Origin of the sequence: Prosthecobacter vanneervenii (assembly GCF_014203095.1) — a bacterium.
In the GTDB taxonomy this organism is placed as follows: Bacteria; Verrucomicrobiota; Verrucomicrobiia; order Verrucomicrobiales; family Verrucomicrobiaceae; genus Prosthecobacter; species Prosthecobacter vanneervenii.
On record NZ_JACHIG010000028.1, the window covers coordinates 1 to 9,592 of the forward strand.

Annotated in this window: 7 protein-coding genes; 1 reads left to right on the forward strand and 6 read right to left on the reverse strand. The window is 60.1% G+C overall.

The window, feature by feature from the left end; genetic code table 11:
• Positions 1-184: 184 nt before the first annotated feature.
• From HNQ65_RS26405 to HNQ65_RS26430, 6 genes are all read right to left on the reverse strand, one after another.
• On the reverse strand, positions 185-604 hold the full coding sequence (locus HNQ65_RS26405) for a hypothetical protein (protein WP_184344868.1): 420 nt from the start codon (positions 602-604) through the stop codon (positions 185-187).
• Positions 605-614: 10 nt separating this feature from the next.
• A complete protein-coding gene (locus HNQ65_RS26410) occupies positions 615-1,403 on the reverse strand; it encodes a hypothetical protein (RefSeq protein WP_184344870.1) in 789 nt (262 codons plus the stop codon).
• 31 nt (positions 1,404-1,434) lie between these two features.
• Positions 1,435-5,022: a class I SAM-dependent DNA methyltransferase gene (locus HNQ65_RS26415; RefSeq protein ID WP_184344872.1), complete on the reverse strand. Its 3,588-nt coding sequence runs from the start codon at positions 5,020-5,022 to the stop codon at positions 1,435-1,437.
• Positions 5,023-5,849: 827 nt separating this feature from the next.
• A complete protein-coding gene (locus HNQ65_RS26420; protein WP_184344874.1) occupies positions 5,850-6,638 on the reverse strand; it encodes a succinate dehydrogenase/fumarate reductase iron-sulfur subunit in 789 nt (262 codons plus the stop codon).
• A gap of 18 nt (positions 6,639-6,656) precedes the next feature.
• Positions 6,657-8,573 carry a fumarate reductase/succinate dehydrogenase flavoprotein subunit gene (locus HNQ65_RS26425; protein WP_184344876.1) on the reverse strand — a complete coding sequence of 639 codons (1,917 nt, stop codon included), beginning with the start codon at positions 8,571-8,573 and terminating at the stop codon, positions 6,657-6,659.
• Positions 8,574-8,591: 18 nt separating this feature from the next.
• Entirely contained in the window at positions 8,592-9,296 is a 705-nt protein-coding gene (locus HNQ65_RS26430; RefSeq protein ID WP_184344878.1) for a succinate dehydrogenase cytochrome b subunit, read from the reverse strand.
• Between the two features lie 111 nt (positions 9,297-9,407).
• On the opposite strand from HNQ65_RS26430, the gene HNQ65_RS26610 reads away from it, so the two are divergent.
• A partial coding sequence (locus HNQ65_RS26610) for a hypothetical protein (RefSeq protein ID WP_221306309.1) occupies positions 9,408-9,592 on the forward strand: 185 nt, incomplete at its 3' end.

Below are 9,592 nucleotides of genomic sequence, written 5' to 3' on the forward strand. Positions count from 1 at the left end.
TGATCATGGTGTGCACACCATACCAAATCGCGCTCTCCTAGGAGAGCGGAGGCTTGAAACACTGTTTTCCCTTCGCATTCATGTCGCCTGACCCCATCTGCCCACCTTGGCTGAATCACGGAAGGCCGTTGGCCTTCAAGACAGTTTTTGCCGTCTTGCAGTGGCGCCTCAGAAACAAAGACAGTCACGCTTTGCATGCTCCGAATCCGGTCAGGATCGCAATCATGAGGAGAGCGAGTGAAAGCAGTGAGCCGTGAAACCAAGCCAGCGAGGTATTCGTGAGGCAGGCCGCCCAGGTGTTTTCCTCGGCATTGTAAGGGGCCGGATTCATGTCGAACGTGACCTGATTCTCGGGAGCGGCGACAGCTTTTTTGAAAAGCTCCCGAAACTGCTTTTCCAACGACAGAAAATAGGCGTCCAAGATCCAGAAGCTTGCGATGGGAATGAACACCATGAACGCGAATCCCAGGTTTTTATCCTTGCTCTCCATGGCAAACAGGGCTGCCACAAGTGTCACCGACCAGCCCTTAATGAGGAACGAGTTGTTTGCCATGCGGGTGATGACGTTCTGGATGAATTCCAGGTGTTTGAGTTTGGCATCCATTGGATTGAGTTCAGTTTTTTGAGACGTGTGGCGCTATTTTATAGAGAGCGTCCAGCGGGTGGTCGAAGTGCTTCTTGTTTGCAGACCACTCATTTGCCCAGGCACCCAGAGCTTTGTGCGTCAGATTTGTTAGCGAACTGAAATCGGCTTCATAAAATATAGAAATAGATTCCTTTCTAGAAAACTCAAAAGACTTTGCGAGTTTGGACTCTTTGATCATCGGGCGGTGATCTTCAGGGTCTCGTTTTCGGAGAAGGTGGACCATGTTGAGCTCATGGTAAATCCACGGGGAATGAAGTTTTTTCACGGATTCCTCAACTGTTACAGAATTCGGGCTGCTAACAAATATGATGCACTCAGTAGCGTCCATCATCTGGCTGAGAGCTGTAGCCAACATCATATGCACATGACTTGTGGACTTGTTTCTAAGCTCGTAGCTAAAAGTTTTTTTGTCGTCACTCCAACACCATTTGTCATCGAATTTATACAAAAGGTCGTCGAGGTGCCCCCACACTACGGAGTCAATGAACGATGTGATCTGAAATTTGCTTTTTAGCCAGCCTGCGAGATTTAAAGCGCGATCCTTATCGGCGTGGGCATGTGAAATGAACACGCTTGCTGGAATCTTTGGAAACCAGTGGTTCTGGAGCTTGCTTCCATTAACCTCACCCCGCTCGATAAACTCACTTAGGCCCTTCTTGATGGTTTTGGATGTATCCTCTTCAAGCTTTTGGCCCTCAGCATGCCACGTTGTTTCTGTATTCCAAACGAAGGGCTGCAGATTAAATGCGCGGTACATGAATTGTAATTCGAAATAGAGGGTAAATAAGTCACACACCAAACTTATCGCCGTCTTTGCGGGCGCGGCCGAGGGTGACGAGGCTTTCGAGGATTTCCTGGAGGTCGGGGGTTTTGGCGCGGGAGAAGTGGGTGGTGAGTTCTTCGGCGGTGACGGGGTGGGCGGCGGCGTGGAGGGCCTGCTCGGTGGCGCGGATGCGTTCGGCGAGGGGTTTGGGCCAGGGGACTTTGGTGCCGGGCTTTGGTGTGGCCGAGGTTTTGGTTTTGGACTTGGTGCCGCTGATCTTGGGGAGATCGAGGGTGTCCTGGATGCCTGCGGCTTTTCCGGCGGGGTTCTGGTAGTCGGGGCGGAGCCAGTGGATGATGCCGCGGGATTCTTCCTCGGCGCGCTGGGCATTGAGGGTGACGAGGCGCTGGAGGATTTCGGCGTCGAGCTGCTGATCGAACTTGGCGATGGCGGCGTCTAGCTGGTCGCCGGTGGCATCGAGCATGCGGACGTCTCCGGTCTGGAGGTCGTGGATGATGCCCTGATGGCTTTCTTTGCGTGCCTGCCAGAGATGCTGCCAGCCGTAGGCGGCGAAGACGGCTTCATCGAGGTCGTCGTGGAGCTGGAGGAGGATGGAGACGAGCCCCTGGTCGTGAATGAGTTTGTCCTTGGCACTCAGCTCCTCGCCCGCGCGCAGTTTTTCGAGGACGTTGTACATGCCTGTCAGCGTCAGGCCGGGATGGGCGGCCTGCACGCGCTTGCGGTGGGCGTCGAGCTCTTCGGCGAGTTTGCGGATGCGGTCTTTTACGGCTTCGGAGCAGAGGGGGAATGGGAAGGGATCGAAGCAGCGAGACTTCGCATAGACCGAATCGTTTCCAACTCCTAGCCAACTACCAGCTGCCAGTGAATAGATCACATGAATGCGGCTGCTGAGTACACCAAGATAAAATGTGTCGTCGAGAGCGATCACCACCAGTTTGTTATCTGGCAACGTGTCTGCATTGAGAAATTGAAAGACGCGATGCTTTGCTGTTTCGACGGTTGCGATGTAGTTCTGAAGTCCAGCCAATGCAGGACGCAAGTCTCTGCGTGGTTCGCCATGGATCCACCAATTCCGCCGATAGCTGTCACGGTTGTTAGCGTCACGCTCAGGTTTAACGGTGGTGAGCACATGCTGATAGACAGAGGGATAGCGCTCACGTACTTCTGCCTCGGTGAGACCAAAAAGATCAATCACAAATACCCCGCGTGGAGAGTCAGTGAGATCACGGCCATTGCGATAGGGGCGGATATGGTTCTCCAATCCATCGACCGAGCCTAACCCAAGGGAATTTACTTCTTCAGGCGAGACAATAAAACCTGAGCCAATGAGCTGCATTCCTCGGTAAGCGATGCCTTCGTTCGCTGCTAGATCTTGTGTGGCGCTAACATCTGCTCCAACCGTCAAATCTCCCGCGATCTTCCCATGCTTCGTGAGCAAGGTCACATTTGCAGAGCCGTCTTCGTGTTCTTCTTCGTCGATGACTTCGGACAAGTCTCCTTCGCTGGCTCCTGCGACACCCACGGTCATGGCGATGCGTACGGCGGCACCTTCAGCGGTGTCCACCCATGGATGGTCGGGGATTGCGAAAGTGAGTGACAGTGATGGCTTGGCGCTGAGATGGTGCTGCACCACACGGCGTGCAAAAGTTTGGCGGAGGCTATTCGTGGTGATGAGCCCGAAGCGTTGTGCCTCGCCGCTTCGCACGAGTGTGGCTGCCTTGTGCCACCAGTAGAGCACGAAGTCTGCAGACTCGGGTACGTCTGGATACGTTTTGCGCAGTGTTTCCGTGTAGCCATCGCCCAAATCTGCGCGCATGAGTGCAGTGCCAATGAAAGGTGGATTGCCCACGATGAAATCTGCCTCGGGCCATGCTGCCGGTCGTGGATTAGCATACGTTAGCAGTGGAACGCGTTTGGTTTCATCGGGCACGTCGCGGTTGGTGACGAGGTCGGGCTTGTAGCTGTGGCGGTCCCAGACGGTGATGGGGTTTCCGGCTGCGTCTCGTGCGGGCTGGGGCTCGCCGTCGTAGGCGAGGACGGCATCGCGGCACTGGATGTTTTTGAAGGCGCGCAAGATCGGCTCGGGCGGGGTGCGCTGGCCGTGGATTTTGAAATGCCACTGGAGGTAGCCGATCCAGAGGACGAGCTCGGCGATGGAGGCGGCGCGGGGATTGAGTTCGATGCCGAGGAACTGGTGGGGATCGATGGTGTGGGTTTCGAGTTCGAGCTTCATGTCCTCGCCAAACTGGGCGGCGCGCTCGAGGAGCTCGCCTTCGAGGATTTTGAGATGCTGGAGGGCGACGTAGAGGAAATTGCCGCTGCCGCAGGCGGGGTCGAGGACGCGGATGTGGCAGAGCTTGTCGTGGAAGGTGTTCATCTCCTGCCGGGCCTTTTTGAGGTCGCCCTTGCTGGCGAGGGTGACGGCGGCGGCATAGACGTTTTCAAATTCCTCGCGCAGGGGCTCGATGACGGTGGGGAGGACGAGGCGCTCGACGTAGGCGCGAGGGGTGAAGTGAGCGCCGAGGGCGTGGCGCTCTGAGGGGACGAGGGCGCGCTCGAGCAGGGTGCCGAAGATAGCGGGCTCGACATTGCGCCAGTTCATTTTGGCGGCCTGCTTGAGGAGGCCGAGCTGGAGGCCATTGACGGGGAGGACAGTGTCGTCTGCAAAGAGGCCGCCATTGAACTTGAGGAGCTTTTTTCGCAGGACGACGGAGATGCTCTTGCCGGTGCCGGTGTTCATCTCCCGGAAGAGGGTGCTGAGCAGCTCGGGGAAGCCGGTGCCATCTGCGGGGACGGAATGCAGCAGCTCGGTGAAGGCGTGGTCGGGGAGGAGGCCGACATCCTCTGCGAACATGCAGAAGAGGCAGCGGGTGAGGAACTGGGCGACGACTTCGGGGTCGTGCTTTTCGGCTTCGAGGGATTTGGCCAGCTCTGCGAGGTAGCCTGCGATCTCGCGTGTGACCTCGGCGCTGACTTTGGCGGGATCGAGCGCGGTGGGATTGGTCCAGATGAGGCGGAGGCGCTCGCGGATGTCTTCGCGCTCGAGGTCTTTGAGCTGGATGCGGAAGGTGCGCGGATCTGGGAAAGGGAGGTAGGCCTTTCCGGCCTGGGTGAAGTCGGCGTAGACTTCGATGCTGTGGCCGACATCGCAGACGAGGATGAAGGGAGGATTGGGCTCGTCGGCGGGGAGGGAGCGGACGTAGCGCTCGGCCTGGCCTTTGGCGCGGATCATGGCGTCGTCCCAGGAGCCGGTGCCACGGACGGGGCCGGATTTTTTCTGATGGGCGAGTGCGCCGGCATCGATGGCGGCGAGTTCCAGGGCGGACTGTTCGAGCTTCTGGGCGGTGAACTGCTTGGACTCGAGAACGAAGTGGCCGCGGCGGTAGAGGTCGAGGAAATTGGTGCTGGTGCCGCCGGGGACTTTGACGGGGTATTCGAAGCTGTAGCCTTCGTGGTGATTGTGTGAGGGGGCGGGGAGGCCGAGGAGCTGGGTGAGGCCGATGAGGAAGCTCTGGGAATTGGCGCGCTCATTGGCCTCGGCCCGGGACCAGTGGTCGATGAAGGAGGCGGGAGTGAGGGCGGGCTGCGACATGGGTGGCGGATGAAAGCGGAGCGGGGCGTGGATGCAAGGATTATGGGGATGGAGCCGGGGGGAATGAGTAGGTGGGAGATGGGGGATGGGGATTTATGATTTGGGAGAGGGGAGGTGGAGGGACGTGCGGTGGGGGTGGGTGAGGCGGAGGGGGAGGTGATTTTGTGGGGTGTGGGAGTTGGGGCGCCCTTTCAGGGCTCTACCAGGGAGAGTGGGGGGATGGTGGGTTCTCCCAGCGCGTTGCGCTGGGCTGCGATAGGTCGCACCTTTGGTGCTCAAAGGCCTGTCTCCGGGCAAAAGCGAGGTGAGCGGGCAGCTTGGCCGCCATTACGAGGGCTGAACCACCCCGTCATACGAGGTGTGCCTGCGTTCCCCTTTGTCGTTGTGAGCGGCCTTTGTGGAGAGGAGCCTGAGGAAGATGTGGATTTGATCTGGATGCCCTTTTGGCAAACGGACGGAGTGTGAGGATGTTCGCACGCGATGGTGTTTGCCGCGTGCTGGTGGACGGGCGGGCTGTCGCTACACACGTCTTGCGAGTGGTGGGCGGTGCCTTTGTCATCACCCGCATGCCCTTTTGGCAAACGGACAGAGTGTGAGGATGTTCGCACGCGATTGAGTTTGCCACGTGCTGGTGGACGGGCGGGCTGTCGCCACACCCGTCCTACGAGTGGCGGGGGCGCAAGGGCTGCGGAGTGGCACCCGGAGCCAGTGGAACACTGGCGCTCCCAGTAAAGACTGGGTCTGCTGCGCAGACCCGGAACTCCGGGCCCGACACAGCGGGGCGCTAGCAGCACTGTGGCAAGCGGGACGCTTGCACTACGGCCTTGTCAGTCGCCGCCGCCGGCGACTTTGGGGGTGTTGCCGAAGGCTTCTTTGACGGAGGCGAGGGCGTAGTCGCGGTTGAGCTTGGTGATCCAGCGGACGCTGATGCCTTTGGGGCAGGCGGCTTCGCATTCGTACTGGTTGGTGCAGTTGCCGAAGCCTTCTTTGTCCATCTGGCGGACCATGCCGAGGGTGCGGCGGTCTTTTTCGGGCTGGCCCTGGGGGAGGGAGTTGAGCTGCCCTGCCTTGGCGGAGACGAAGAGCATTGCGCTGGCGTTTTTACAGGCGGCGACGCAGGCTCCGCAGCCGATGCATTCGGCGGCGTCCATGGCGGCGTCTGCGACTTCCTTGCCGATGGGGAGGGCGTTGGCGTCCTGTGGGGCGCCGGTGCGGACGGTGACGAAGCCGCCGGCCTGCTGGATGCGGTCGAAGGCGGTGCGGTCGACCATGAGGTCCTTCAGGACGGGGAAGGCGCGGGCGCGGAAGGGCTCGATCCAGATGGTGTCTCCGGTGCGGAATTTGCGCATGTGGAGCTGGCAGGTGGTGGTGGCTTTTTCGGGGCCGTGGGGGACGCCATTGATCTGCATGGAGCACATGCCGCAGATGCCTTCGCGGCAGTCGTGGTCGAAGGCGACGGGGTCTTCTCCTTTGGAGATGAGGCGCTCATTGACGATGTCCATCATCTCCAGGAAAGAGGCGTGATCGGGGATTTCCGGGGCTTCAATGTCCTGGAAGTGGCCTGGCTGCGAGCCATTCTGACGCCAGACTTTGAGGTGCAGATTGAGTAGAGACATGGGGACGGGAGAGGAACGTTATTTGTAGCTGCGGACGGCAAGGTGGACTTCTTCGAAGGTCAGCGGCTCCTTGTTGAGGGTGGGCTGGCTGAGGTTGCCGGTGTATTCCCAGGCGGCGGCGTAGCTGAAGTTTTCGTCGTCGCGTTTGGCTTCGCCGTCGTCGGTCTGGTATTCGGTGCGGAAGTGGCCGCCGCAGCTTTCTTCGCGGTGGCGGGCGTCGAGGCAGAGGAGCTCGGCGAACTCCATGAAATCGGCGACGCGTCCGGCTTTTTCGAGCTCGGGGTTGGTGAAGTCGCCGCTGCCGGGGACTTTGACGTTTTGCCAGAACTCTTCGCGGAGCTCGGGGATGCGCTTGAGGGCTTCGGTGAGGCCGGCGCGGTCGCGGGCCATGCCGCATTTTTCCCAGACGAGGAGGCCGAGCTCGCGGTGGAAGCTGTCCACGCTGCGCTTGCCGTTGATGTTGAGGAATTTTTTGGTCTGAGCGGTGCAGGCTTCGACGGCTTTCTTGAACTCGGGGTGGTCGGTGGTGACGCTGCCGGGTTTCTGGCCCACCAGGTAGTTGGCGATGGTGGTGGGGATGACGAAGTAGCCGTCTGCGAGGCCCTGCATGAGGGCGGAGGCTCCGAGGCGGTTGGCGCCGTGGTCGGAGAAGTTGGCCTCTCCGAGGACGTGGAGGCCGGGGAGGTTGCTCATCAGATTGTAGTCCACCCAGAGGCCGCCCATGGTGTAGTGGACGGCGGGGTAGATGCGCATGGGGCGCTTGTAGGCGCTCTCTCCGGTGATGCGCTCGTACATTTCGAAGAGGTTGCCGTAGCGCTCGGCGATGGTCTTGGCTCCGAACTGCTGGATGGCCTCTGCGAAGTCGAGGTAAACACCGCGACCGCCGGGGCCGACGCCGCGACCGTCGTCGCAGGCTTCCTTGGCAGCGCGGGAGGAGATGTCACGCGGGGCGAGGTTGCCGAAGCTGGGGTATTTGCGCTCGAGGTAGTAGTCGCGGTCGGCCTCGGGGATTTGATCGGGGGCCTTGCCGCAGTCTTCCTTCTTTTTGGGGACCCAGACGCGGCCGTCGTTGCGGAGGGACTCGGACATGAGCGTGAGCTTGCTCTGGTAGTCGCCGCTAACGGGGATGCAGGTGGGGTGGATCTGGGTGTAGCAGGGGTTGGCGAAGAAGGCGCCTTTGCGGTGAGCACGCCAGGTGGCGGTCACGTTGCAACCCATGGCGTTGGTGGAGAGGTAGAAGACGTTGCCGTAGCCGCCGGTGCAGAGGAGGACGGCGTCGCCGGCGTGGGCTTCGATTTTGCCGGTGACGAGGTTGCGGGTGATGATGCCCTTGGCGTGGCCGTCAACGGTCACGAGGTCGAGCATCTCCATGCGGGTGTACATCTGGACGCCGCCTGCGGCGATCTCCTTATTCAGCGCGGAGTAGGCGCCGAGGAGGAGCTGCTGGCCGGTCTGGCCGCGGGCGTAGAAGGTACGGCTGACCTGAGCGCCACCGAAGGAGCGATTGGCGAGCATGCCGCCGTATTCACGGGCGAAGGGAACGCCCTGGGCGACGCACTGGTCGATGATGTTGACGCTGACTTCGGCGAGGCGGTGGACGTTGGCCTCACGGGCGCGGAAGTCGCCGCCTTTGACGGTGTCGTAGAAGAGACGGTGGACGCTGTCGCCGTCGTTCTGGTAGTTTTTTGCCGCATTGATGCCGCCCTGGGCTGCGATGGAGTGGGCGCGGCGGGCGCTGTCCTGGAAGCAGAAGCACTTTACCTTGTAGCCGAGCTCTGAAAGCGTGGCGGCTGCGGAGGAGCCTGCGAGACCGCTGCCGACGACGAGGACGGTGAACTTGCGCTTGTTCTTCGGATTGATGAGCTTGGAGTCCTGCTTGTGCTTGGACCACTTCATGGCCATCGGGCCGGAGGGGATATTGGAATTGAGAGGCATGGCGTGTCGCGGGAAGAATTAACGGCCGTAGTGGAAGAACAGGATCGCGATGGGGATGGAGCAGTTGCCGACGAGGATGAGACCTGCGAAGGCGTAGCCGAGCTTTTTGAAGAGGGGCTCTGTTTTGTCCGTGGAGACGCCAAGGGTCTGGAAGAGGCTGCTGAAGCCGTGGCTGAGGTGGCTGGAGAGCAGCAGCATGGCGATGATGTAGAAGATGGAGGCGGGAGCCCAGGAGAAGCCGGCGATGACCATGCGGTAAACGTCGTGGACGGTCTCGCCATGGAGGGTGGTGTGGTAGGTGCCGTAGTCGTTGCCTGCATGGACGGTGAAGTGGAGCAGGTGATAGACGATGAAGGCGAGGATGGTGAGGCCGCTCCAGATCATGGTGCGGGAGGACTTGCTGCTGACCTGGGCCTTGTGCTGGCCGTAGGCGTCTTTGCGGGCGGCGCGGTTGGCTCGGGTGAGCTGGATGGTGGCGACGATGTGAATGACGACGGCTGCGAGCAGGCCGAGGCGCGCGATCCAGACGCCGCCGCCGTGCAGGGCGGTCTGGAGCATGTGGCCGTATTCATTGATGGCATCCTTGCCGACGAAGATCAGCAGGTTGCCGATCATGTGGCCAAAAACGAAGCCGATCAGCACGAGGCCGGTGAGGGCGACGAGGAACTTTTTGCCGATGGAGGAGGCGTAAAATCGAGAGAGGGAGTCAAAAACAGCGCTCATGTGGGAGGTTTTCATCTTGAACATACGATGCGTGTGCGCAAGCCGTGCCTGCATTTTTTGCTGCGAAAATGCTGCTGCGAAGCGGTCTCAAAGACGCTGTGAGGCAGTGAGTTGTCCAGCCGACAGGGGATAGAGGGGGCGGTAGGGACTGGATGCGGGCTGAGAGGCCTGCGGAAGGTGCGGAATATGCGGAAGGAGGAAGAGGAAGAGGAAGAGGAAGAGGAAGAGGAAGAGGAAGAGGAAGAGGAAGAGGAAGAGGAAGAGGAAGAGGAAGAGGAAGAGGAAGAGGAAGAGGA